Origin of the sequence: Rubellimicrobium arenae (assembly GCF_017916275.1) — a bacterium.
In the GTDB taxonomy this organism is placed as follows: domain Bacteria; phylum Pseudomonadota; class Alphaproteobacteria; order Rhodobacterales; family Rhodobacteraceae; genus Rubellimicrobium; species Rubellimicrobium arenae.
Genome location: NZ_JAFMST010000014.1, coordinates 13,725 through 38,921, shown reverse-complemented (window position 1 = coordinate 38,921; position 25,197 = coordinate 13,725). Strand labels below are relative to the sequence as shown.

Genomic DNA, 25,197 nt, shown 5'->3' with positions numbered 1-25,197 from the left:
GGCAATCGGCCGGAGAGCGTAAGCACGAAATCGCCCCCGGCCCCGAGTGGGACAGGAACTGGATGTCGCGCATCGTGGGTTCGCGGGCACCGTCGGCGGTGCTGCGTGCTGGCTTGGTGGCGTTGCTCATAATCCTCCCCCAGCTCATGCTTGGGCAGGGGTCCCCCAGCTCTCGGCAGTTGGCGGCGCTCTTCGCGATCATGGCGGCCCTGTTCACTGGTCTCGAATACACGGTTCGCGCCCCCAGCCTCCTCGAGTTCCGTGACGCCCGTCCTTACAATCGTGTCCGCATATCGGCGCTCTTCCTCGCCGTGATGCTGGTGTGCCTCATGCTCCGGGGCGGGCCGCAGGACATGCTGTCCCTGGCGGCGTGCCGGATCGGAGAAGGCCTGGCCTGGGCTCTCGACCTGCGGTGGTCGCCCCTGCACCTTCTGCTCGGGACCTTGCCGGAGGGCGCTGATCCCGCTCTGGTCACGGCCATCGGGCGCGCGGCGGCGACCGCCTATATCCTGTCCCTCCTGATGGTGGCGGCGTTTGCCGCGCTGGTGTGGCTTCGTCTCTGGCCCCGGTGCCGGAGCTTCAACATCTGGATCAACCTTCCCCAGTTCGACCCCGCGACCGGCGGGGACGTCGTGGCCCGCCTCCGCCGGGATGCCCAGGCCAACATGTTGCTGGGCCTCCTGCTGCCGTTCCTCCTGCCGCTGGTCGCGGACGTGCTGGCAGCTCCCTTTGATGGCATGATGCTGCGGGAACCTGCGGCCCTGGTCTGGACAGTGATAGCATGGGCGTTCATCCCCGCGAGCTTCGTGATGCGAGGGGTGGCGATGACTCGGCTCGCAGGGATGATCACCGCCCACCGTGCGCGCTTGCGCCAGTCGGGCGGGCTGCCGCAAACGGTCTGATCCGAACCCTTGCCGTCCTTCTGGGGCTGGCCGTCGCCGCCCCGGCGGTGGCCGATCCGTTGCGTTTGGCCACTTGGGGGGCGGATCTGAGCCGGGCCGGGCCCGGGCTCCTCCTGCGAGACCTACTCAAGGGCGAGGACCCGGCCATCGCCGGGGTCATCTCGACGCTGGCTGCGGTCCGTCCCGACATCCTCCTGCTGACGGACATGGACTGGGACGGAGATGGTGCGGCCTTGTCGTCCCTGGCCGACCGGCTTGCGGAACAGGGGCTCGCCTACCCGTACCGGATGGCGTTGCCTTCGAACGCCGGGCTGGCCTCCGGCCTCGACCTCGATGGCGATGGGCGGCTGGGAGGGCCGGGCGACGCCCAGGGCTACGGGCATTTCGCCGGCGAGGGCGGCCTCGCGCTCCTCTCCCGCTGGCCGTTGGGCGAGATGCGCGACCTATCCGGCCTCCTCTGGCGGGACCTGCCGGGCGCGCGGCTGCCCAGGATGGACGGGCATCCCTTCCCGTCCGATGCGGCGCAGGCCATCCAGCGCCTGTCCTCCTCGGGCCATTGGATCGTCCCGGTCGAGACGCCGGCCGGGCGCGTGACCCTGCTGGCCTGGTCCGCGACGCCGCCCATCCATGACGGACCCGAGCGGCGCAACTCTCTCCGCAATGCGGATGAGCTTGCGGTCTGGCTCCGCCTGCTGGACGGCGATCTGGGCCCGGTTCCCGAGGGGGCGGTGGTCATCGGCAACGCCAACCTCGATCCCATGGATGGAGCGGGGCTCCGCGACGACATGCTGAAGGTGCTGGCTGACCCGCGCCTCCAGGATCCCCTTCCCAGGAGCGAGGGCGCGCGTGCCGACGCCGACCCGGGACAGGTGGGCGACCCCGCGCTCGATACGGTGGACTGGCCCGGCGGGTCCGAGGGACCGGGGAACCTCCGGGTCACCTATATCCTCCCGGCCGCAACCTGGCATGTGATCGGCTCCGGGGTGGTCTGGCCTCGGCCCGGAGAGCCGCTGGCCGAGGCTGTTCAGGCGGCGGGGCCACATCGTCTCGTGTGGGTGGAACTGGATCGCTGATCCTGGCCCGGGTGACGGGGCCGCCTTCACGGAAGGAGGGAGCCCTGTCGGTCCAGCAGGGTGTTAACAAAATATTAGCCAAGATTGACGATCCTTGTGACCGAGCCGGGACAGGGGACGATTCATGTCAGTGCGCCGATGGGGCCTGGAGATGTGGGTCGGTTCCGCGGCAGGGCGACCGTCCCGGCCCGACGTGGCGGCTCTCGCCGATGGGGGCTACGCCATCGCCTGGCTCGATCAGGCTGATCCCGCAGGGGCGCGGATCCACGTCCAGCGGTTCGACGCCACCGGAGCCGCCGTGGTTCCGGAGGCCGTCCTCTCCTATCCGGTGCCCGTCATCGCGCCCTGCGTGACGGCCCTGTCCGACGGCGGCTTCCTGGTCGGGGCGGAGGTCAGGCCGGAGGGCAGGGATCACGATCTCCTGGCCTCCCGCTTCGACCGGAGCGGCCTTGGTCTGGGGGCGCTGCCCGTCGATGCCGGCCCCGACGCGACGGGGTTGGCGCTTGCCTCGGTCGGCGACGGCCTCGTCGCCGTCTATGAGAAGGGAGGCGATCTGACCACCCGGCTGTTCGACCGGTCCGGCGCGATTGTCGGCGGCGACAGGGCGACCAACGCGATCACCCTCGGCCCGCAGGTAAGCCCCGATGTGGCAGCTCTGGCAGGGGGCGGGTTCGCGGTGGCCTGGACCGACCTCAATTTGGGCCGCATCCAGGCCCGGGTCTTTGCGGCCGATGGCACGGCGGTCAACATCAACGAGATCCAGGCCAACGCGACGTCCCTGGGCGGCGACCCTGGCCATGCGGCCCTGGCCGCCCTGACCGGCGGCGGCTTCGTCGTCACCTGGGAAACCGGGTCCAGCCTGTTCCCCGGAGCCGCCCCGGACGTTCGGGCGCGGATCTTCGACCCGATGGGCGCCCCTCTGGGGGCGGAACTGGTCGTGAACGCCAGCAGTCCGGGGAGCCAGGAAGGCCCGGACGTCGCCCCACTCGCGGGGGGCGGCTTTGCCGTGGTCTGGATCGACCTGTCGGGCGAGCCGACCGTGCGCGGGCAGATCTTCGACCCCTTCGGCGCGCGGGTCGGGCAGGAGTTCGTGATCAGCACCTCGGCCCCCTCCGCCGAGGCCGTCCCGGGCGACCTGTCCGTCCGCGCGCTGGCGGACGGCCGTCTGGTCGTGACCTGGACCGCCGAGGGGGACGGCGGCCAGCCTTGCGTGCTTCACCAGATCCTCGACCCCCGCGAAGGCGTGGTGAACGGGGGCGCTGGCGACGACCTGCTCTATGGCCATGAGGCTTGGGGCGACGAGATCAGCGGCTTTGGCGGCCAGGATACGCTGGTGGGATTGCGGGGCGACGACTTCCTCCTGGGAGGGGGCGACGACTTCCTCCTGGGAGGGGGCGGCGACGATCTCCTGAAGGGGGGACGCGGCGACGACATCCTTCATGGCGGGCGAGGCGCCGACATCCTGATCGGTGGCACGGGCGGTGACGATCTCTGGGGTGGCGCCGGCTTCGACATCGCGAATTATGAAGCCGCCACCGCCGGGGTGCGCGCGGCTCTCGATGGGACGCTGTCCGGGATCGGGGACGGGGCGGGCGATGTCTTCGGCGGCGTGGAGGGCCTGTGGGGGTCCGCCAGCGCGGACCGCCTGCGAGGCGACGCGGAGGAGAACCTGCTGCGCGGCGGGGATGGCAACGACCGGCTGGAAGGCCGGGCGGGAGCCGACAGCCTCTGGGGCGACGGGGGGGACGACTCCATCCTGGGGGCCACGGGGGCCGATTGCCTGACCGGCGGCGCGGGCGCGGACGGCTTCGTTTTCCAGTTCGCGTCCGAAAGCGCGGCGGAATCGGGCCGTGACCAGATCATGGATTTCCAGAAGGGCGTGGACCATCTCGTCCTGACGCTGATCGACGCGAATACTGGCGTCGCAAGGGACCAGGCCTTCGTGCTCGACACCAATGCGTCCTTCTCTGCCGGCGAGATCCGGCAGCTCCAGCAAGGCGGCAATCTGCTGATCGAGTTCAACACCGACACCGACCTCCAGCCCGAGATGTCGATCCTGCTGGTCGGTGTTGCAGGCCCGCTGACGGCGACGGATTTCGCGCTCTGACGGCCTCGGCAGAGTTCAGCCCGCCCGCCAACACTTCCGCGTGGGCGGACTTGGCCGGTCAGGTGGGTCGATGTTACCGGTCCACCGCAGCCCCGTGCCTCAAGCGGGAGCGGCAGGAGGACAGTGGATCGGGAGGTATCGACCTTCCGCACAAGGGAGGTCGAGTATGGCCGGAACGGCACGCCCCGTAAGCAGCTCCGAGACGGGCAACGTCTGGATGGACGGAGTCCTTTGGACTCGGAAATGGAGCTCGGGCCAGGAGCCCACCGTCATCAGCGCCTACATCGCCGGCCAAGGCGGGACCGAGTTCGTCGGCCCTGACGACTCCGTGGTCCAGGCCGGGGTTCCCACCGGCCGCGAGCTGGACGCCATGACCTCGGCCATGACCTCCTTCGAGCAGGTCTGCGGCCTGCGGTTCCGGACGGTGGCCTCGGAAGCCGATGCCGATCTCATCTGGGCCAGCGTGGGCAACAAGGATGCAGGCGGGGACGGCATCCTCGGCTGGGCCTGGCTGCCCGGGACGGCCTACAGCACCGCCTACGGCGATGAGCAAAGCATGGTCTCGATCAACCATGACGCCTACTTCCCGGCCAAGGGGGCCGAGGCGCTCGTGAGGGGCGGCTTCGACTACTGCACCTTCATCCACGAGCTGGGCCACGCGATGGGGCTGTCCCACTCACATGACGACTGGGACGGGACCGGGTACTTCCCGGGCGCCAAGTCCGACACGGACATCGGCGAATTCGGCATGAACCAGGGCGTCTTTACCATGATGGGGTACAACGACGGCTGGCAGACCGCCCCCGAGGGCCTTTCGCCCAGCGACACCTGGGGCTACCAGGCCACGCCCATGGCCATCGACATTGCCGCTCTCCAGAAGCTGTATGGTGCGAACACGACCGCGCGTCAGGGGGGCGACACCTACACGCTTCCCGACGCCGACCGGATCGGCACCTTCTACTCCTGCATCTGGGACACGGGCGGCGCCGATCTCATCGTCGGAGCCCAGGATCGGGCCAACGTCATCGACCTGCGCGCGGCCACGCTGCGGGCCGAGCCCGGCGGCGGGGGCTGGGTGTCGCACGCGACGGGCGTCCACGGGGGCGTCACCATCGCCCATGGCGTGGTGATCGAGAACGGGCGCGGCGGAGCGCGGGACGACATGATGACCGGCAATTCGGCCGGCAACAACCTGGCTGGCCTGGGCGGCAACGACAGGCTGCTGGGCCGGGTCGGAAATGACGTGCTCGTGGGCGGACGCGGCGACGACTTCCTGTACGGTGGCTCGGGCGATGACCGGCTCGTCGGCGGAAAGGGGGCGGATTTCATGAACGGCGGAGAGGGCCGTGACGTTTTCGTCTTCGGGATCGCGGAAAGCCCGGCCGGCCCGGGCCAGGACCGGATCGACGGGTTCGAGCGCGACCGGGATGTCATCAACCTGTCCGGCATCGATGCCAACGGCGATGGCCTGGGCGAGGGGACCTTCCGCCTCGACACGAACGACGACTTCGCCCGGGCCGAGATCCGACAGGTCGCGTCCAAGACCGGTCTCGTGCTGGAGATGAACGTCGATGGGGACGCGGAAGCGGACATGTCGCTTCTGCTGCTCGGCGTGGGAGGCCCCTTGAGCGTGACGGATTTCGTGCTCTGACCAGCCCCGCTTGACCCCGGGTCCCCCCGGGGCTACGCCCCCGCGCGACCCATCCAGCGGAGCGCGCATCATGGCCCACGATCTTCTCATCCTCGCCGGCGACGGCATCGGCCCCGAAGTCATGGGAGAGGTCAAGAAGGTCATCGGCTGGTTCAACGCGAACGGCATGGCCTTCGAGGTCGAGGACGACCTCGTGGGCGGCTGCGCCTATGACGCGCATGGGCAGGCCGTGTCCGACGCGACCATGGACAAGGCGCTGAAGGCCGATGCCGTGCTCCTGGGCGCGGTGGGCGGCCCGAAGTGGGACAAGGTCCCCTACGAGGTGCGCCCCGAGGCCGGGCTCCTGCGCCTGCGCAAGGACCTCGAACTCTTCGCCAACCTCCGCCCCGCCAAGTGCTTCGACGCGCTCGCCGACTTCTCCTCGCTCAAGCGCGAGCTGGTCGAGGGGCTCGACATCCTCATCGTCCGTGAACTGACCGGCGGAGTCTACTTCGGCGAGCCCAAGGAGATCCGCGACCTTGGCAACGGCCAGAAGCGCGCTATCGACACCCAGGTCTACGACACCTACGAGATCGAGCGCATCGCCTCGGTCGCCTTCGAGCTCGCCCGCGTCCGCCAGAACCGCGTCTGCTCCATGGAAAAGCGCAACGTCATGCGCTCGGGCGTCCTTTGGAACGAGGTCGTGACGCAGGTCCACAAGGACCGCTACGCGGACGTGCAACTGTCCCACATGCTCGCGGACGCGGGCGGGATGCAACTCGTGCGCGCGCCCAAGCAGTTCGACGTGATCGTCACCGACAACCTGTTCGGCGACATGCTGTCGGACGTGGCGGCGATGCTGACCGGGTCGCTCGGGATGCTTCCCTCCGCCTCGCTGGGTGCGCCCGACGCCGCGACCGGGCGGCGGAAGGCCCTCTATGAGCCCGTCCACGGCTCCGCGCCCGACATCGCGGGGCAGGGCAAGGCCAACCCGATCGCCTGCATCCTGAGCTTTGCCATGGCGCTCCGCTACTCCTTCAACGCAGGCGACGCGGCGGACCGGCTCGAGGCGGCGGTCGAGAAGGTGCTGGCCGATGGGGTCCGCACCGGCGACCTGCTGGGTCCTCAGGGCGGCACGGCGGTCAGCACCTCGCAGATGGGGGATGCCATTGTTGCAGCACTTGAGGACGGTGCGCGCTGATCCGCCCGGCAGCGGGTTGACCCTCAGCGATTCGTGATCCTAAAGCGGGAGTCGGCGCGATCCCCAGAATCGCGTCCGAAAGGACTCCCATGGCACAGAACGGCAAAGGGGCGCTTCTCGCGCTGGCGGCCTTTGGCATTTACGCCACGCACGACGCGCTGGTGAAATTCCTGGGGGCGGAGTACGCCCCCTTCCAACTCCTGTTCTTCTCGGTTCTCTTCAGCTTCCCGATGGCGACGCTGATGATGATCCGCGACACGGCGCCGGGAACGCTCCGGCCCGTCCACCCCTGGTGGATGGCCCTGCGCACGGCGGCCTCGGTCTGCACCGGCCTGTGCGCCTTCTATGCCTTCTCGGTCCTCCCCTTGGCGCAGACTTATGCGATCGTCTTCGCGCAGCCGCTGCTCATCACCCTTCTGGCCATCCCCGTCCTGGGGGAAACGGTGCGCCTGCGCCGGGGGCTCGCGGTCGTCGTGGGGCTGCTCGGGGTCATGGTGGTCCTGCGGCCTGGCGGAACCGATCTGGGCCTGGGCCACCTGGCCGCGCTCATGGCGGCGGTCACCGGCTCGGTCGCGTCGATCGTCGTGCGCAAGATCGGCCACGAGGAACGGCCCGTCGTTCTTCTGCTGTACCCGATGATCGCCAACCTGGCCGTCATGGGCTGCGCCCTGCCGTTCGTCTACCGGCCCATGGAGGCCGAGCACATGGGCCTGATCGCCTTCCTGTCCTGCCTGGGATGGGCGGGCGGGGTCGTGATCATCATGGCCTACAAGGCCGGCGAGGCCGTGATCGTCGCGCCCATGCAGTATTCGCAGATCCTCTGGGCCACGTTCTACGGCTATGCCTTCTTCAACGAAACCATCGACGGCGCCACCGCGATCGGCACGGCGATCATCATGGCCTCGGGGCTCTACATCGTTCTTCGGGAGGGTCGGGCCTCGGCCAACAAGCCTGTGCTGAGCACCAAGCTCCGTCCCGACACCGGCACGGCCCCCCGCGCCAGCACGCTGCTGCGCCTTGCCGGACTGCAACCCAAGGTCAGGGTGCCGCAGGCTACGCCGGGTGAATGATCAGGGCTTGCAAATCATGGGCGCGCGGGATACCTCGCCCCCTGTCGGAGTGTAGCGCAGCCTGGTAGCGCACCTGCTTCGGGAGCAGGGGGTCGGAGGTTCGAATCCTCTCACTCCGACCATTTCCCCGGAACGGCGGATTGACCGCAGATCGGCCCCTTCGGGGCCGTTTTCGTTTGTGGCGCAGGACAGGCGAACGAAAAACGGCGGCTGGTTGCCCTGCCGCCGCGCTGTTCCGGCCGTTCGAGGGTTTTCAGCGCCCCATCCAGCCCCCGTCCACCGTCAGGATCGTGCCGCTGACGTAGTCGGACGCCTTGGACGCCAGAAACACCGCCGGTCCGCCAAAGTCCTCGGGCGTGCCCCAGCGGCCCGCCGGGATGCGGCCCAGGATGGCGGCGGATCGGTCGGGATCATTGCGAAGAGCCTCGGTGTTGTCCGTGGCGATGTAGCCGGGCGCGATGGCGTTCACGTTGATGCCCTTGGAGGCCCATTCATTGGCGAAGGCCATGACCAGCTGGCCCACGCCGCCCTTGGAGGCCGCATAGCCGGGAACGTTGATCCCGCCCTGGAAGGTGAGCAGCGAGGCGGTGAAGATGACCTTGCCGCCCTTGCCCCGCGCGATCATCCCGCGCCCTACGGCCTGCGTGAGCAGAAACTGGGCCGACAGGTTGGTCTCGATGACCTCGTCCCACCACTCCTCCGGGTGGTCCGCTGCTGGGGTGCGCCTGATCGTGCCCGCGTTGTTCACGAGGATGTCGATGGGCGCCTGCTCCATCCGCGCGGCAAAGGCCTTGAGAGCGGCGCGGTCCGCGAAGTTGACGGCGTGCCCCTCGAAGCGGCGGCCCATGCTGCGGATCTTTTCGCCCACGTCGCCGCCATCGGCCTCCATCTGGGCCGAAGCGCCGATGATGTCGGCTCCGGCCTCGGCGAGCGCGAGCGCCATGCCCGCGCCGATGCCGCGGCGGGCGCCGGTGACAAGGGCCGTCTTGCCGGTCAGGTCGAAGAGGTTGCTCATGCCGGCTCTCCGATCCTGATGAGGGTCTTCATCGCGGTTGCGTTCCCTTCCAGCGCTTCGAAGGCCTGCTGGACGGCCGCCAGCGGATGCCGGTCGGTGATGAGGCGGTTCACGTCCAGCCCGTCCGCGATCATGAGGATGGCCTGATCGTAGTCCACGGCCTCGTAGACCCGTGCGCCGACCATCTCCAGCTCGCGCCAGAAGAAGCGGAACAGGTCCACCTGGGCCTTCTGCGCATGGATCGCGACCATGCATATCCGACCGCGGGTCGCGGCAGCGGCGGTCATCAGGTCCACGCCGGGCTGGGTGCCCGACACCTCGAACACCACGTCCGCGCCCTTGGTCCCGGTGATCTCGGTCACCTGCGCGGCGACGTCGCCCTCGCGCGGGTTGAGGCCGGTGAACCCCATCTCGGCCGCCATCTTGAGGCGGTTGGGGTTGATCTCGGACAGGATGACGTTCGCGCCCACATGCTGGGCCACCAGGGCGATCAGCATCCCGATGGGGCCGCCGCCGATGACCAGCGCCGTTTCGCCGGCCTGGAGACGCGCGCGGCGCACGTCGTGAACCGCAACGGCCAGTGGCTCGATCATCGCGGCCGTTTCCAGCGACATGCCGGGGGGCAGCTTGTGAAGCGTATGCGCGGGGACGTTCCACTTTTCCTGAAGCGCGCCGTCGGTGTCCAGGCCCAGGAACTTCAGCTTGTGGCAGATGTGGGTGTAGCCCGCCTGGCAGGCCGGGCATTCGCCGCAATGGGCCAGCGGGCGCACCACGACGCGGTCGCCGGGCGCGAAGCCCGTCACGCCTTCGCCGACCTGGGCGACGGTGCCGGACATCTCGTGGCCGATCACGCGATGGTTCCCCACCCGGGCGTCCATGTTGCCGTGGAAGACGTGCATGTCGGTGCCGCAGATGCCGACATAGGCCACGTCGAGCTGGACCTCGCCCGGCCCAGGCGCGGGGGCCTCCTTCTGTTCGAGGGTGAAGGTCTTGTGGCCGGTGTAGAAGGCCGCCTGGATGGTCATGGGTGTTCTCCTGTCAGGCGTGAACGGCGTAGGGAGCCAACCGCTCCCAGGCAAAGACGACGCCGGTTCCGGGGGTGTCGGGGGCAACCGCGTGCCGCCCTTCGTGGACGAGCGGGCGCGTCGTGTAACGGTCGATGGGGAAGCTGTGGACCTCGACCCAGCCTGCGTTGGGCTGCGCGCCGACAAGGCTCACATGCAGTTCCTGCATCCCATGGGAGCAGACCGGAAGGCCATGCTGCGCGCACAGATGCGCGACGCGCAGGAAGCCAGTGATGCCGCCGCAGTTGGAGGCATCGGGTTGCAGGAAGGACAGCTTGGCCTGGTCCACGGCGTACTCGAACTCGTGGATGGTGTGGAGGTTCTCGCCCATGGCCAGCGGCACGCCCGTCGCATCCGCGATCCGGGCATAGCCCTGGTAGTCGTCGGGGATCGTCGGCTCCTCGAACCAGAGGAGGTTCAGCGGCTTGAAGGCCTTGGCAGCCTCGATGGCCTGCGGCACCGACAGCGAATAGTTCGCGTCCACGGCAAAGATCCGGTCCGGCCCCAGGATCTCGCGCACGCCCTCGGCCCGGCGGACGTCGTCGGCCAGGTCGGGCCGCCCGACCTTGATCTTCACCGCCTCGAAACCTTCGGCGATGAAGCCCCGGACGTTGTCCATCAGCTTCTCGTAGGGGAAGTTGAGGTCGATGGCGCCCCGATAGACCTGGGAGCGGTTCGACGTGCCTCCGGCCATGCGCCAGAGGGGTTGCCCCTCCGCTTTGCCGCGCAGGTCCCAGAGCGCGATGTCCACGGCCGAAATCGCGAAGCTCGCGATGCCGCCCCGCGCGACATAGTGCACCCGCCACTGCATCCCGTCGTAGATCGCGTCGATCCGTGCGGGATCCTGGCCCAGGAGGAAGGGCCGCAGATCGTGGTTGACCATGGCCAGGATCGCGCGTCCGCCGAAGCCGCCGGTGTAGGTGTAGCCGGTCCCCTCCCGCCCTTCGGAGTCGCGGACCGTGACGGTCACCAGCTCGAAGTGGGTGTGGTCGCCGTGCTTGGCGTCGGACATCACCTCGTCCAGCGGCACGCGGAACAGGCGGGCCTGGAGGTCGATTATCGTTCGGGTCATGACGTCAGGCCTTGGATGCGGCAGGGCGGGCCAGCCGCACCTGCAAAAGGATCACGATCAGGAGGAAGGCGCCCCGGATCACTGACTGCCAGTAGGCCGACAGCGAGATGACCCCGAGGCCGTTCTCGAAGTTCAGAAGGTTGAAGACGAGGCCGAAGAGCAGCGCCCCCGCCACCGTCGCGGGTACCGAGCCCATGCCGCCGGTCAGGAGCGTGCCGCCCACCACCACCGAGGCGATCGCGGCCAGTTCCCAGCCCTGACCTTCCAGCGGCTGACCCGCGCCGTAGCCCGAGGCCAGGAACACCCCGGCGAGCCCCGCGCAGGCGCCCGAGAACAGGTAGACGAACACCAGCGCTCGCGAGGTCTTGAGGCCCATGAGGTGCGCGGCCTCGGCGTTGCCGCCCACGGCCAGCACGGTCCGGCCCAGAGAGGTCCTTTCCAGGATGTACCAGGCGACGAGCACGACCGCCGCCGCGACCACGATGGTCCAGGGCAGGATCGGGCCGATCTTGTTCATGCCGAGCCCGGTGAAATCCGAGGTCCAGTCCACCGACACCGCCTGCCGGTCCGACACCACGAGCGAGGTCCCCCTCGCGGCCAGCATGGTGGCCAGCGTCGCCATGAAGGGCGGCAGCCGCAGCCCGACGATCAGCCCCGCGTTGATGGCGCCCGCGACAAGGCCGGTCAGCACGCCCGCGGGCAGCGCCACGACCAGGCCACGCGCGCTCAGCAGCGCGGCCACGACCGAGGACAGTGCCGCCACCGCGCCCACCGACAGGTCGATGCCGCCCGTCATGATGACGAGGCACATCCCCACCGAGATCAGCACGAACATGGAGTTGTACTGGAGGAAGGACGAGATGTTGTAGGCCGACAGGAAGTTGTCGTAGCGCCACGCGCCGAACAGGATGAGCAGGGCCAGCGCCACCCAGACGGTGAGATGCGTGCCCCCGCCCAGCGGGCGCATGTAGCGGCGGAGGTTGAGGTCGAGCGGCTGGGCGGTCATGTGCGCCTCCGGCTGTCCTGGAGATAGACGGCGATGACGATGATGGCGGCGGTGACGATGAAGGTGGCCTCGTCCGGCACGCCGTTGGCGATCAGCGTATAGCCCACGAGCTGGATGAACACCGCGCCCAGCAGCGTCCCGAGGATCGGCGCGCGGCCGCCCGACAGCGCGGCTCCGCCGACCACGGCGGCGGCGATGGCGTCGAGCTCCATCAGGTTGCCGACGCGCGCCGCATCCGAGGCCGAGTTGATGGCCACGTCGATCAGCCCGGCCAGGCCCGCAAAGGTCGAGGCGATGGCGTAGGTCGCGATTTTCACCCTGGCCACCGGCGTCCCGGCCAGCGCCGCCGCGCGCTCGTTGCCGCCCACGGACAGCAGGTAGCGCCCGTAGATCGTCTTGCGGACGACCAGGGCCACGATCACCGTCAGGCCCAGCGCGATCCAGCCCTGCACCGGCAGGCCAAGGACGCGCCCCGTGCCCAGCCAGGTGAAGCTCGGGTTCGAGAAGGTCTGGAGGTTGCCGTTCGTCAGCACCTGCGCGACGCCCCGCCCCGAGATGAACAGGATCAGCGTCGCGATGATCGGCTGCACGCCCAGGAAGCTGACCAGCGACCCATTGAACAGCCCGCAGCACATGGCGACCAGCAGCGGGGCCACGATGGCCGCCGCGAGGCCCAGCCCCGGGTTGGCCTGACCCCAGGCGCTCCCGAAGATCAGGGGCGCCAGCGCGCCCGCGACGGCCATGACCGCGCCCACCGACAGGTCCACGCCGCCGGTGGCGATCACCAGCGTCATGCCCAGCGCGACGATGGCCACCGTGGCGACCTGGCTCACGTTCACGGCCAGCGTCTGGATGGCCAGGAAGTTCGGCGTCAGCACGACGTTCAGGAGGATCAGCGCCGCAAGCGCCGCCACGAGCCCCAGGAAGCGGCGGTTCAGGCGCGACCGGCGCGGGGCCGGGGCTTCGCCCACTCCGCCCAGGCCGCGGCCGGTCAGGCTGTTCTGCTGGCTCATTCAGCGGCCTCCATATGGGGGTCGTCGGGGGGCTCGGCGATGGCGTGGATCAGCGATGCCTCGGTCACGCCGGGGTTGTTCAGGCGGCGCACGGACCGCCCATCCTGCAGCACGACGATGTTGTGCGCGCCCTCGATCAGCTCCTCGAACTCCGAGGAGATGAGCAGCACGGCGCAGCCCTGCTCGACGTGCTTGGCGATGATCGACTGAATCTCCAGCTTGGCGCCGACGTCGACGCCCCGCGTGGGCTCGTCAAGGATGAGGAGCTTGGGCTCCAGCGCCAGCCAGCGGCCCAGAAGGACCTTCTGCTGGTTGCCGCCCGACAGCTCGCGGATGGGCTGGTCCATGTCGGCGGTGCGGATGCCCAGCGCCTTGATGAAGCCGTCCACGATCTGGCGCTCCCGCGCCTCGTCGACGATGCCCATGCGGGACAGCCGGGGAAGGAGGGCCAGCGTCAGGTTCTCGCGCACGGACAGGTCGGGGATGATCCCTTCGACCTTGCGGTCCTCGGTCAGGAAGGCGATGCCCGCGTCGATGGCGTCGCGGGGCGTGTTGATCCGCACCTCGCGCCCCCCGACCCGGAGCGTGCCGCCGGTCACCTTGTCGAGCCCGAAGACCGCGCGCGCGGCCTCGGTCCGGCCCGAGCCCAGGAGCCCCGCGAGGCCCACGATCTCCCCGGCGCGGACCTCCAGGTCCAGCTTGCGCAGTCGCCGGTCCGAAGACAGGCCCTTGGCTTCGAGGAACACGGGGCCCGTGCTGGTCTGGTCGGTGGACAGCTGCGTCCGGCCCGCCGCCCGGATCTCGTCGGGGTCGCGGCCCAGCATCCCGGCGATGAGATCGAGCTTGGTGGTGTCCGCGATCCGCGTCTCGCCCACCGTGCGGCCGTCGCGCATGATGGTGACGCCGTCGCAGACCTGGAACAGCTCGTCGAGGAAGTGGCTGACGTAAAGGATGGAGGTCCCCCGATCCTTGAGGGCCCGGATGACCCCGAACAGCGTCTCCACCTCGCGCTCGTCGAGCGAGGAGGTCGGCTCGTCCATGATGAGGAGCCGGGTGTCCATGGAGGCCGCGCGACCAATGGCCACGAGCTGCTGGATCGCGGTGGGGTAGGAGCCCAGCGGCCGGTGAAGGTCCAGCTCGATCCCGAATCGGGAGAGTACCTCGCGCGCGCGCGCATCGGCGGCGCGCCAGTCGATGGCGCCCCATGGCTTGCGGGGCTCGTAGCCCAGGACGATGTTCTCGGTCACCGTCCGCTGCGGGACGAGCGTGAGTTCCTGATAGATGGTGGCGATGCCCACGCCCTGCGCGTCGCGCGGCGACCGCAGGTCCACGGGACGGCCCTGCCACAGGACCTCGCCGCCGTCGCGGCGGTAGACGCCCGTCAGGATCTTGATCAGCGTGGACTTGCCCGCGCCGTTCTGGCCCACGAGCGCGTGGACCTCTCCGGGGAGGATGGTGAGGGAAGCGTCGCGGAGGGCGGGCACACCGGCGAAGGCCTTGGTGATCCCGGACATCCGAAGCAGAGGCTCGGCCATGGCGGGCCCTCCTGTGGTGGGCGTTCCGCCCCAGGGATCGGCCCCCCGCCCGTGGCAGGGGGCCGGGTCGAACTCAGTACGCGCCCGCGATGCTCTCTTGGGCATTCTCGGCGGTGAAGATGCGGTCCTCGACCTTCACCCAGGGCTCGATGGCTTCGCCGGCGGCGTAGCGCTTCATCGTCTCGCAGGACAGCGGGCCGAAGAACGGCGAGGACTCCACGGTCACGGCCATCTTGCCGTCGATGATCGCCTGCAGCGCGTCGCGGGTGCCGTCGATGGACACGACCATCACGTCCTCGCCGGGCTTGCGGCCCGCGGCCTCAAGGGCCTGGATCGCGCCGATCGCCATCTCGTCGTTGTGGGCGTATACGATGTTCACGTCCGGATGCGCCTGCAGCAGCGTTTCCATGACGCGGCGGCCCTCGTCGCGGGCAAAGTCGCCCGAACGGGACTCGAGGATCTGGAACTTCGAGTCGGCGGCGATGGCCTCGTCGAAGCCGCGCTTGCGGTCGTTGGCGGGCGAGGAGCCGGTGGTCCCCTCCAGCTCGATGATCTTGCCCTCCTCGCCCTGGAAGTTCTGGATCACGTACTCGGCCACGCGGCGGCCCTGGTCCACGAAGTCCGACCCCAGGAAGGCCACGTAGTCGCGCCCGGCCTGCGCCACGTTCGGATCCACCGAACGGTCCACCAGGAACACGGGAATGCCCGCGGCCTTGGCGCGCATCACGGCGGGGATGAGCGGGCTTTCCTCGCGCGGGGGTAGGAAGAGCACGTCGATGCCCTGCGCGATCATCGAGTCGACGTCCGCCACCTGCTTGGCGGCCGAGCCGCCCGCGTCGGTCACGATCAGGTTCCAGCCGCACTGGGCGGCGGTGTCCTGGAACGACTTGGTCTCGGCGATGCGCCAGGGGTTGTTCGACTCGCTCTGGGCGAAGCCGACGGTGTAGCTGTCCTTCTGCTCCAGCGGCGGCAGGTCCTGCGCCGTGGCGAGCCCCGCCCAGCCCAGGACGGCGAAGGCGGTGGCCCCCAGCAGAGTGCGTCTGTTCATTCCATTCCTCCCGTTTGGAGCCGCCGTCCTCCCGGCGGCATCGTTCATGGGCCTGTCGTCAGGCCCAATTCACGTACATGGTCTTCTTTCGGAGGTATCCGTCGAAGCCCCACTTTCCGTCCTCCCCGCCCAGGCCCGAAAGACCCCAGCCGGTATGGAAGCCCTGCACCAGCTCCCCGTTGGTGCGGTTGCAGTAGATCTCGCCGAAGTGCAGGCCCTCGGCCGCCTGGAAGACCCGCTTGAGGTTCGCCGACCAGACATAGGCCGAGAGCCCGTAGGCCGAATCGTTGGCCAGGGTCAGCGCTTCCTCGAAGGAGCCGATCCGCTGGGCCGCGACGACGGGCCCGAAGACCTCGTCCTTCATCACCGGCAAGTCGTTCGACCGCGCCAGCAGCACGGTCGGCGCCATGAAATGCCCGTGCTCGTACCGGCCTTCCGTCAGCGGGCCGCCCCGAAGCAGCACCTCTGCGCCCTGCTCGATGGAGGCAACGGTCATGGCTTCGACCTTCTCCACCTCCCCGCCCGAGATCTTGGGGCCCAGGTCGGGGTCCTCCATGCCGGGGCCGATGCTCAGGGCCCTGGATTTCTGGACGAAGCGGTCGAGGAACTCGTCCGCGATGGCCTCGTGCAGATACATGCGTTCATTGCAGGTGCAGATCTGCCCGCAGTTGGTGAAGCGCGCGGCCACGGCGGCGTCCACCGCGCGTTCGATGTCCGCGTCCTCCATGACGATGAAGGGGGCCTTGCCGCCCAGTTCCAGGCGGAGGTTCTTGATGGAGGGGGCGCCCGCCGCATAGATCTCGCGGCCTGCGCGGGTCGACCCCGTCATCGTGGTCATGTCTGCGCCTTCGACCAGCGCGCGGCCGACGTTGCGGCCATCGCCGGTCACGACGTTGAACACCCCCCGGGGCAGCCCGATCCGCTCGGCCAGCGCCGCCAGGGCCAAGCCCGAAAGGGGGGTGAACTCGTGCGCCTTGAGCACGAAGGTGTTCCCGGCGACCAGGGCGGGACCGAGCTTCCGCGTCGCCAGCGCCGAGGGATAGTTCCAGGCCGTCAGCCCCGCCACGACCCCGTGCGGCAGGCGGCGGATCCAGATCTCCTCGTTCTCGGCGTCGGAGGGCAGGATCTCCCCCTCGATCCGGCGGGCCCACTCGGCGGCGTAGCGCAGGAAGGTCTCGGTCGCGCCGATCTCGCCCCGCGCCTGTCCCAGGGGCTTGCCCTGTTCCAGGACCACGATGCGGGCCAGCGTCTCGGCCTCGGCATGGACGGCATCGGCCAGCGCCAGAACGGCCCGGCCGCGTTCGACCGCCGGGATCCTGGCCCAGGCGGGCTGGGCGGCCCGGGCGGCAGCCAGCGCCTCCTCGGCATGGGCGCGGGTTCCGGCCGGCGTGGTCGCGATGATGCGGCCGGTGGCCGGATCCTCGACTTCGTCCACCGCCAGCCCGGCAGGATCATGCCACTGGCCGTTGATGAACATGCGCGCCTCGAACGGGCGCGCGTCGGAAATCATGGAAAGAAGGCCGTTCAGCACCAGCAAGTCGCCTTTGGTATGACCAAACTGGCGGCATTGGGGCTTATTTGGGGCCGGTAGTCAAGAGCCGATTCACAGATAGGCTTATTTCTGCAGGTGCAAACGTTCGCAGGGATAGCTGCAACTTCCATTTGCGCGGTCCGCTGGCATCTATATAGTCATACCAGAGCGGCCTTGGACTTGCCTGAATGACCGACGAAACCGAAATCTTGCGCCTGGGAACGCGCGCCGCCGACGCGGTTGTCCGGGAGCTGGAGGCGCGCATCGTGTCCGGGGCCCTGCCGGACGGGGCGCATCTTCCGCCGGAACGCGACCTCATCGACACCTACGGCGTAAGCCGGACCGTGGTGCGCGAAGCCGTGGCCCAGCTCGCGAGCCGGGGCCTCGTGGAAAGCCGTCCCCGATACCGTCCCGTGGTGCGCCGCCCGGGCGCGGACGCCGCCCTGGCCGCGGCGGGGGGGGTCGTCGGCCATCTCCTTCGGGAGTCGGGGGGCGTGAAGAACCTTTACGACACGCGCATCCTGATCGAAGGGGCGCTGGTACGGCACGCGGCTCTCCAGGCCCGCAAGGCCGACATTGCCGCGCTGGCCCGGGCCTTGGCCGAGAACGAGGCGGCCGTTCCCGACAGCGAACGGTTCTATGCGACCGACGTGGCCTTCCATGCGGTGCTTTACGACATCCCGCGCAACCCCATCCTTCCCGCGGTTCACAAGGCCTTCACCGCCTGGCTGGCCGAGCACTGGACCAAGATGCCCCGATCCCCCGAACGGAACCGGGTGAACTGGCTGCGCCACCGGGACATCTTCACGGCGATCCAGGACCGCGATCCCGATGCGGCCGAGGCCGCGCTCACCTCCCATCTCAACGCCGCCTGGGAATATGTCCGGGGCACATTCGAGGGCCTCTGACGGCTCCACGGGGAAGACCAGCATGTCACGTGAGGAATACGACTACATCGTGGTGGGCGGGGGTGCGGCCGGCTGCGTCGCGGCGTCCCGGCTCGTGACGGATGGCGGGCACCGGGTGCTCCTTCTCGAGGGAGGGTACTCGCACCGCCATCCCCTGCTCGACATGCCGCCGGGCATCTTCAAGATGATCAACGGCAGCAAGTTCATGCACTACCACACGACCCCGCCGCAGGAGCATCTGGGCGGACGCGCCCACGACATCCCGCAGGGCAACGTGCTGGGAGGCGGGAGCTCGGTGAACGCGCAGGTCTACATGCGCGGGCGCCCCTCGGACTACGAGGAGTGGAACGAGATCCTGCGCGGCAACAACGACGGCGCGGACTGGTCCTGGCCGGCGGTCCTGCACCACATGCGGCGCATGGAGGACAACAACCGCATCTACAACGAATTCCATAACGTGGACGGGCCGTTGCAGGTCTCGGACCCCGGGCACATCGACCAGATGTCGCGCTGGTTCGTGCAGGCGGTCCAAGGCATGGGCGAGCCCTTCAACCCCGACTTCAACGGCGCCGCCCAGCGGGGCGTGGGCTTCTACCAGTTCATGAACCGCCACGGAAAGCGGTCCTCGGCCGCCTATGCCTTCATCTCGCCTCTCGAGAAGGACCCCAGGCTCGACCTGCGGCTCGAGGCGCGCGCCGAACGGGTGCTGATCGAGAACGGCCGCGCGGTCGGCGTCCTGTGGCGCGACAAGACGGGGCAGGAGCATCGCAGCTACGCCCGCGGCGAGGTCGTCCTGACGGCCGGCGCGCTGATCACGCCCAAGCTGCTGATGCTGTCGGGGGTCGGACCCGCGGACCACCTGCGCGAGCACGGGGTCGAGGTGCTGGCCGACCACCCCGGCGTGGGCCAGAACCTCGTGGACCATCCCGAGGTGCCCATCATCTCGGTCGCCAACGGCAAGTACGGCTACTACCGCCAGGGCGAGGGGTGGCGGATGATCAAGCACGGCCTCCATTTCAAGCTGTTCGGGACGGGCGTGATCACCTCGGCGGGGGTGGAGGCCGGCGCCTTCGTCAACCCGACAGATCCCACGGCCGAGCCGACCATCCAGGCGTTTTGCGTCCCGATCGTCTATCTCGACCGCGACCTGCTCAAGGTCATGCAGAACACCTACGGCATGACCATCACCACGGTGGTCGTGAAGCCCAAGTCGCGAGGCTGGGTGAAGCTCCGCTCGGCCAACCCCGCCGACAAGCCGATCGTCTCGCCGAACCTTCTCAAGGAGCCCGAGGACATGCGGGCGATGATCGAGGGCCAGCGCTTCTTCCTGCGCGCCTTCCAGACCGAGCCCCTCAGGAGCCGCACCAGGGAAGTGAAGTTCCCCGATCCCGCAAGGCTCGACGACGAAAGCCTTGCCGCGCATTGCCGCAAGATGGTCAAGACGAACTATCATCCGGCCGGGACGGCCAGGATGGGCGCCGATGGCGACCGGATGGCCGTGCTCGACGCGCGCATGCGGGTGCGGGGGATCGAGGGGCTGCGGGTGGCCGACATGTCCGCCTGCCCCAACATCAACGCCGGGAACACCACGGCTCCGGCCCTGATGCTGGGGGACCGCTGCGCCGACTTCGTCATGGGACTCGAGTGACAGCCGGCCCGATGCCGGCGCTCCTTCCGTAAGGGGGAGGAGGCGGCTCCGGGCTGCCGCTCATCCTCGGGCCTGACGCGCCGCGCGAGCATCCTCGCGCGGCGAGGTCATCGCCTAACCGCGTTTGCCTTCCGAGGGGCCTGCCCGATCCGGCCGCCCTTGCCGCGGCGCGCGATCTTCGGCCGGCGCCGGCCGGTCGTCCCAGCGGTCCGAGAGGATGCGGGACGCGTCGCCCTTCGGATCCTCGTACTGCCGGTGCCGCAACGTCCACACGAAGGCCAGGAGACCAAGCAGGCCCAGGCCCAGGCTGACCGGCACGAGGAGAATCAGGACGTCCATGTCACTTCAGTCTTAGCGCGTTCAGGGTCACGGTCACGGAGCTGATCGACATGGCCAGCGCGGCCAGAAGCGGCGTTGCCAGGCCGATCAGGGCGATCGGCACGGAGACGACGTTGTAGCCCGCCGACAGGTAGAAGTTCTCGCGGATCCGCCGCACCGATTGCCGCGCGATGCGGAGCGCATCCTCGACGGGCGCGAGATCCCGGCCCATCAGCACGATGTCCGAGGCCGCCCGCGCCGCATCCAGCGCGGACGCGGGCGAGATCGACACCAGCGCCTCGGCCAGGGCCGCCGTGTCGTTCAGGCCATCGCCGACCATCAGCACGCGCCGGCCCTGCCGGGCGAGCGCCTTCACATAGGCGGCCTTTTCCTCGGGCTTGGCCTGGGCGGTCCAGGCCGGGATGCCGAGCCGCCGGGCCAGCCCTTCCACCGCGCCGGGCACGTCGCCCGATACGAGGTGCAGGTCCAGGCCCTGGCCGGCCAGCGCCTGGACCAGCGTCTCGGCGCCGGGGCGGAGCGAGTCCGCGAAGGCGAACGTCACCGGGGCGTTGCCGCCGATCCTGAGGGTCGTCGCGGTCACGTCGCCCGCTTCGGCCCCCACCCAGTCGGCGCGGCCGAGCCGGACCCGCTGATCCTGCCAGACCCCCTCGATGCCGTGGCCCGGCACTTCGCGCATCTCGGTCACATGAGCGGGCCGAAGACCCATCGCCTGCGTGCCTTTCACGAGGGCCTGCGCCAGGGGATGCGACGATCCCAGAGCGAGCGCCAGCGCCACCCGAAGATCGTCGGCCTCGTGGGCGTCCAGGTCCAGCGGCTCGGGCGCGCCCAGCGTCAGCGTGCCGGTCTTGTCGAAGACCACCGTGTCCACCTGGGCAAGCCGCTCCAGCGCGGTTCCCGACTTGATGAGCAGGCCCTTCTTGAACAGCTTCCCGCTGGCCGCGGTGACGACCGCGGGCACCGCGAGGCCCAGCGCGCAGGGACAGGTGATGATCAGCGTCGCCGCCGAGATGTTGATGGCGAAACGGGCGTCCCCGCCGGTCTTCCACATCCAGAACGCGAAGGCGCTGAATGACAGGGTGTGGACCAGCGGCGAATAGGCCCGCGCCGCCCGGTCGGCCAGGGAGGTGTAGCGGCTCCGCGCCTCCTCGGCGACGGCGACCAGCGCCGCCATCCGCGCAAGCGACGAGTCCTTCCCCGCGGCGGTGACGCGCACGGTGAGGGGGCCGGTCAGGTTCACCTCGCCCGCACTGACGGTCTCGCCCGGAGCCGCGCGGGCGGGGAGGGACTCGCCGGTCAGGAGCGAGCGGTCGATCTCGCTTTCGCCGTCCGTGACCACGCCGTCGGCGGGCACCCGCGCGCCTGGACGGACAGAGATGAGATCGCCCACGGCCAGGTCGGCCACGGCCACCGTCTCCTGGCCCTCGGCGGTGAGCCGGATGGCGCGCGGCACTTCGAGCGCGGCCAGTTCCTGCGCGGCCGAGCGCGCGGCGGCCCGCGTCATGTGGTCGAGATAGCGCCCCCCGAGCAGGAAGAAGGTCAGCATCACCGCCGCGTCGAAGTAGGCGTGATGCCCGCCGTGGAAGCTTTCGTAGACCGAGATCGACGACGCGAGCACGAGGGCGAGGGAGATCGGGAAGTCCATCCCGAGCCGCCCCCGCTTCACCCCCGCCCAGGCCGATCGGAAGAAGGGCTTCCCCGAGAACAGCACCGTCGGGATCGCGATCGCGCCCGAGATGAAGTGGAACATGTCGCGCGTCGCGTCATCCGCCCCCGACCAGACCGCGACGGAAAGCAGCATGACGTTCATCATCGCGAAGAACGCCACGCCCAGGCGCATGACGAGGTCGCGCCCGATCCTGTCGTTCTCGGTCCCCGAAAGCGCGACGAGGTCCAGGGGCAGCGCCTCGTAGCCGAGCTTGGCCACCTCGGGGATCAGGTCCTCGGGGGCAAGGCTCCCGTCGTGCCGCACCCGCAGGCGGCGGAGCGACAGGTTCACCCGCGCCTCGCGGACGCCGGGCAGGGGGGCCAGGCCTTCCTCGAGCTGCGGGATGCAGGCGGCGCAATCGGCGCCGGGCACGGCCAGGACGATCTCGTTCTCGGCGGCGGCCTCGCCCTTGCCCTGCGCGGCAGGGGCGGTCACGCAGCCGATGCATCCAAGCGAGCCGGGAGCTTCGGTGAGGCTCATTGCGTCACTCCACCAGAAGGTCGAGCCGCTGCTCGAACAGGGTGCCGTCCAGGGCCGTGATGCTGAGCCGCAGATGCCAGCGGCCCGGCTCCACGGTGACGGGCGCGTGCCAGGCCTGGCCGTCGAAGGTGAACGCCGGGGTCTGGTCCTCGGTCTCGGTGGTGGCGCGGCCCAGGATGGCCGTGACCGTCGCGCCCTGGACCGGCTGCCCGTCCGGGCCAAGGAGGGTCAGGGTCAGGTCGCCATCGCGGACGGCGGCACGGGCCGTCCAGCCCAGCTCTTCCTGGGCCTTCTTCTCGGCGTCGAAGCTTTGGCTCGCCACATAGGAGTTCTCGACCTCGAGGCCGGGAAAGGTGTGGATCGCCTGGTAGGCCATGATCACGTTGACCGCGATGATGACCACGAAGAACGAGGAGAAGATCGCGAAGGCCTTGGGGCCGGTGATCGGGCCGCGGAACAGGGAGGTCATCTCAGTTGGCCTTTCCGTTGAAGAGGGTCTCCACCGAGGCGCGGTCCGCGTCGGCAAGGTCCGTGATCCAAAGCCGGATCTCCGATCGTTCGGTCCGGGCGGCCTCGGTGGCCGGCGCGGCTTCGAGATAGACACGGGCTTCGCCCGTCTGGTCCGCAGGCACGGTCACCACGCCGTCCGGGGCGCCTTCGACCGAGAGGACGAACGGAGCGTCGGCGGAGTAGGCGAGCGAGAAGCGCCGCTCCTCCCCGTGCTTGTTGCGGATGCGCAGGTCGTAGGCGTTGCGGATCGTCCCGTCCGACAGCGTGATGTAGAGGGGGTTGCGGATGGGCGAGACGTCCACCTCGATCGAGGGCCGGACGAACAGGGCCACGATCAGGCCCACGCCGACCAGCGACCAGAGCGAGGTGTAAAGGATCGTGCGCGGCCGCAGGATGTGCTTCCAGATCTTCTTGGCCTGCCCGCCCGCGCGCTCCTTCCGCTCGTCCTCCAGCGTGAAGTAGTCGATCAGCCCGCGTGGGCGGCCCAGCTTGTCCATGACCTCGTTGCAGGCGTCGATGCAAAGGCCGCAGGTGATGCACTCCATCTGCTGGCCGTTGCGGATGTCGATGCCCATGGGGCAGACGTTCACGCAGGCCATGCAGTCCACGCAGTCGCCCACCGTCCTGAGCGTCACGCCCGCGGCGGCGCCCGGGGCCGCCTCCGGTCCGGCGAAGGCGACGGCATTCTGGGCGAGGGCCTTTTCCTGCGCGCGGAAGGCGGGGGGCTGGCCGGCTGCGGCGCGGGCCGCCTTGCCCGCCTTGCCACGAGGCTCGCCGCGCCAGTCGCGGTAGCCGATGGTGATGGTTTCCTCGTCCATCATGGCCGACTGGATGCGCGGCCAGGGGCAGGCGTAGATGCAGATCTGCTCGCGGAAGAAGCCGCCGAAGGCGAAGGTCGTGGCGGTGAGCGTCGCCATGGTCATGTAGGCCACGGGATGCGCCTGCCCGGTCACGAGCGCGCGCAGCAGCGTCGGCGCATCGGCGAAGTAGAAGACCCAGGCCCCGCCGGTGGCGAGGCCGATCAGCAGCCAGATCGTCCATTTGGTGAGCCGGAGGCGTGCCTTGTTGAGCGACCACGGCGCGTTCCACAGGCGGACCCGCGCGTTGCGGTCGCCTTCCACCCAGCGTTCCGTCAGGATGAAGAGATCGGTCCAGACGGTCTGCGGACAGGCGTAGCCGCACCACACCCGCCCCAGCGCCGAGGTGAACAGGAAGAGCCCGAGCCCCGCCATGATGAGCAGCCCGGCCACGAAGTAGAATTCATGGGGCCAGATCTCGACCCAGAAGAAGAAGAAGCGCCGGCCGGCCATGTCCACGAGCACGGCCTGGTCGGGCAGGTTCGGACCGCGATCCCAGCGGATCCAGGGCGTCAGGTAGTAGATGCCCAGGGTCACGGCCATGATGACCCATTTGAGCGTGCGGAACTTTCCCGACACCCGGCGCGGAAAGATGGGCTCGCGCGCGGCGTAAAGGGACGGCGTGCTGGTCTGGCTCATGGTCGGCTTCCTGGCGGTCGTCTTGTTGTTGTCGACCGTCATGCGCCCGAGCAGGGCCAGGCACCTTGACATGGATCAACCGGGCCGCACCTGCCCGGAACGAGAGGTGCGGCAGGAGGGCGCAGCCAGATCCATGACCATGTTGCCCGATTCCGATGACGGACCCCGGCCCATGCCGGTGTTCGGCCCCGCCGAGATCGGCGCGCTTGCCCATCTCTACCGGGCCGAGATCTACCGGGGCACGGTCTGGCGGACCCGGCTCGACACCACGACGAACTGGTCCGTGGGGACCTTGGGGGTGGCGCTCTCCATCACCTATTCGGACCCGCAGGCCTCGCCGTTGCCGCTCTTCCTCGTGGGGATCCTGATCCTCGTGTTCCTGTGGATCGAGGCGCGGCGCTACCGCTACTTCAACGTCTGGCGCGAACGGTCCCGCCTCATCGAAACCAGGTTCCTCGTCTCCATGCTGGACGGGCGGCACACCGAGCCCGCCTGGCGGGACGCCCTCGCATCCGAATACCGCCGTCCGCGCTATCCCGTCTCCATGCTCACCGCGATCGCCCGAAGGGTCCGGAGCAACTACATCTGGATCCTCCTGGTCCAGATGCTGGCCTACCTGGGCAAGCTCCTGGTCCATCCGACGCCCGCTCCGTCCGCGGCGGCGGTGCTCGAGCGGGCGGCGATCGGGCCGTTGCCCGGCTGGTTCGTGCTCGGGGCAGGGGGGGTCTATGTCGCGGCCTGGGTCGGGCTCGCGCTCTGGGCCTTTGCCGGCGGGGCCGGTCCCGACTCGGACGACGACAAGCCCGAGGGCTGAGCCGAGGGGTCAGGGATTCCCGCCTTGGCC

The 25,197-nt window shown here is 69.3% G+C and carries 20 protein-coding genes, 1 tRNA gene and 1 pseudogene; 10 read left to right on the top strand and 12 right to left on the bottom strand.

Annotated elements, in window-relative coordinates; all coding sequences use genetic code 11:
* The first annotated feature begins 179 nt into the window (after positions 1–179).
* From J3P31_RS21500 to J3P31_RS18640, 7 genes are all read left to right on the top strand, one after another.
* Positions 180–902: a hypothetical protein gene (locus J3P31_RS21500; RefSeq protein WP_246849668.1), complete on the top strand. Its 723-nt coding sequence runs from the start codon at positions 180–182 to the stop codon at positions 900–902.
* A gap of 59 nt (positions 903–961) precedes the next feature.
* Positions 962–1,975: an endonuclease/exonuclease/phosphatase family protein gene (locus J3P31_RS18665; protein WP_246849667.1), complete on the top strand. Its 1,014-nt coding sequence runs from the start codon at positions 962–964 to the stop codon at positions 1,973–1,975.
* Between the two features lie 124 nt (positions 1,976–2,099).
* Positions 2,100–4,082 (top strand): M10 family metallopeptidase C-terminal domain-containing protein, encoded by a 1,983-nt coding sequence (locus J3P31_RS18660; protein WP_210530030.1) that lies wholly within the window; start codon positions 2,100–2,102, stop codon positions 4,080–4,082.
* A gap of 166 nt (positions 4,083–4,248) precedes the next feature.
* Entirely contained in the window at positions 4,249–5,733 is a 1,485-nt protein-coding gene (locus tag J3P31_RS21780) for a M10 family metallopeptidase (RefSeq protein ID WP_210530029.1), read from the top strand.
* A gap of 70 nt (positions 5,734–5,803) precedes the next feature.
* Entirely contained in the window at positions 5,804–6,913 is a 1,110-nt protein-coding gene (leuB, locus tag J3P31_RS18650) for a 3-isopropylmalate dehydrogenase (protein WP_210530028.1), read from the top strand.
* Between the two features lie 89 nt (positions 6,914–7,002).
* Complete coding sequence (locus J3P31_RS18645) at positions 7,003–7,983, top strand: DMT family transporter (protein ID WP_210530027.1); 981 nt, start codon at positions 7,003–7,005, stop codon at positions 7,981–7,983.
* A gap of 45 nt (positions 7,984–8,028) precedes the next feature.
* A tRNA-Pro gene (locus J3P31_RS18640) sits at positions 8,029–8,105 on the top strand.
* Between the two features lie 131 nt (positions 8,106–8,236).
* On the opposite strand, the gene J3P31_RS18635 is transcribed toward J3P31_RS18640, so the two are convergent.
* The 8 genes from J3P31_RS18635 to J3P31_RS18600 all read right to left on the bottom strand — a co-directional run bounded on the left by J3P31_RS18635 (position 8,237) and on the right by J3P31_RS18600 (position 17,267).
* Positions 8,237–8,998 carry an SDR family oxidoreductase gene (locus tag J3P31_RS18635; RefSeq protein ID WP_210530026.1) on the bottom strand — a complete coding sequence of 254 codons (762 nt, stop codon included), beginning with the start codon at positions 8,996–8,998 and terminating at the stop codon, positions 8,237–8,239.
* On the bottom strand, positions 8,995–10,023 hold the full coding sequence (locus J3P31_RS18630) for a zinc-dependent alcohol dehydrogenase (protein WP_210530025.1): 1,029 nt from the start codon (positions 10,021–10,023) through the stop codon (positions 8,995–8,997). Before J3P31_RS18630 ends, J3P31_RS18635 begins: the two co-directional genes overlap by 4 nt.
* 13 nt (positions 10,024–10,036) lie before the next feature.
* On the bottom strand, positions 10,037–11,134 hold the full coding sequence (locus J3P31_RS18625; RefSeq protein WP_210530024.1) for a mandelate racemase/muconate lactonizing enzyme family protein: 1,098 nt from the start codon (positions 11,132–11,134) through the stop codon (positions 10,037–10,039).
* Positions 11,135–11,138: 4 nt separating this feature from the next.
* Positions 11,139–12,140: an ABC transporter permease gene (locus tag J3P31_RS18620; RefSeq protein ID WP_246849666.1), complete on the bottom strand. Its 1,002-nt coding sequence runs from the start codon at positions 12,138–12,140 to the stop codon at positions 11,139–11,141.
* Entirely contained in the window at positions 12,137–13,153 is a 1,017-nt protein-coding gene (locus tag J3P31_RS18615) for an ABC transporter permease (protein ID WP_210530023.1), read from the bottom strand. The genes J3P31_RS18620 and J3P31_RS18615 overlap by 4 nt, the downstream gene beginning before the upstream one ends.
* Positions 13,150–14,688, bottom strand: coding sequence for a sugar ABC transporter ATP-binding protein (locus J3P31_RS18610; protein WP_246849665.1), 1,539 nt, complete (start codon positions 14,686–14,688; stop codon positions 13,150–13,152). The genes J3P31_RS18615 and J3P31_RS18610 overlap by 4 nt, the downstream gene beginning before the upstream one ends.
* 73 nt (positions 14,689–14,761) lie before the next feature.
* Positions 14,762–15,736: an ABC transporter substrate-binding protein gene (locus tag J3P31_RS18605; protein WP_210530022.1), complete on the bottom strand. Its 975-nt coding sequence runs from the start codon at positions 15,734–15,736 to the stop codon at positions 14,762–14,764.
* Between the two features lie 58 nt (positions 15,737–15,794).
* Positions 15,795–17,267, bottom strand: a complete 1,473-nt coding sequence (locus J3P31_RS18600) for an aldehyde dehydrogenase family protein (RefSeq protein WP_368373115.1) — start codon at positions 17,265–17,267, stop codon at positions 15,795–15,797.
* 188 nt (positions 17,268–17,455) lie between these two features.
* Between J3P31_RS18600 and J3P31_RS18595 the strand changes: the two genes are divergently transcribed.
* A complete protein-coding gene (locus J3P31_RS18595) occupies positions 17,456–18,175 on the top strand; it encodes an FCD domain-containing protein (RefSeq protein ID WP_210530021.1) in 720 nt (239 codons plus the stop codon).
* A gap of 22 nt (positions 18,176–18,197) precedes the next feature.
* Positions 18,198–19,823, top strand: a complete 1,626-nt coding sequence (locus J3P31_RS18590; RefSeq protein WP_210530020.1) for a GMC family oxidoreductase — start codon at positions 18,198–18,200, stop codon at positions 19,821–19,823.
* A 183-nt stretch (positions 19,824–20,006) separates the two neighbouring features.
* On the opposite strand, the pseudogene ccoS reads toward J3P31_RS18590, so the two are convergent.
* The 4 genes and pseudogenes from ccoS to J3P31_RS18570 all read right to left on the bottom strand — a co-directional run.
* Positions 20,007–20,162: pseudogene (gene ccoS / locus J3P31_RS18585) on the bottom strand (cbb3-type cytochrome oxidase assembly protein CcoS); the annotation flags it as partial.
* A 1-nt stretch (position 20,163) separates the two neighbouring features.
* The gene (locus J3P31_RS18580; RefSeq protein WP_210530018.1) at positions 20,164–22,347 is read right to left on the bottom strand and encodes a heavy metal translocating P-type ATPase; all 2,184 of its coding nucleotides are present in this window, start codon (positions 22,345–22,347) and stop codon (positions 20,164–20,166) included.
* A 4-nt stretch (positions 22,348–22,351) separates the two neighbouring features.
* Positions 22,352–22,816: a FixH family protein gene (locus J3P31_RS18575; RefSeq protein WP_210530017.1), complete on the bottom strand. Its 465-nt coding sequence runs from the start codon at positions 22,814–22,816 to the stop codon at positions 22,352–22,354.
* A 1-nt stretch (position 22,817) separates the two neighbouring features.
* On the bottom strand, positions 22,818–24,353 hold the full coding sequence (locus J3P31_RS18570; RefSeq protein ID WP_210530016.1) for a 4Fe-4S dicluster domain-containing protein: 1,536 nt from the start codon (positions 24,351–24,353) through the stop codon (positions 22,818–22,820).
* A gap of 133 nt (positions 24,354–24,486) precedes the next feature.
* Here J3P31_RS18570 and J3P31_RS18565 point away from each other — a divergent pair, with 133 nt between their 5' ends.
* Positions 24,487–25,167 carry a DUF2270 domain-containing protein gene (locus tag J3P31_RS18565; RefSeq protein WP_210530015.1) on the top strand — a complete coding sequence of 227 codons (681 nt, stop codon included), beginning with the start codon at positions 24,487–24,489 and terminating at the stop codon, positions 25,165–25,167.
* The last annotated feature ends 30 nt before the right edge of the window (positions 25,168–25,197 follow it).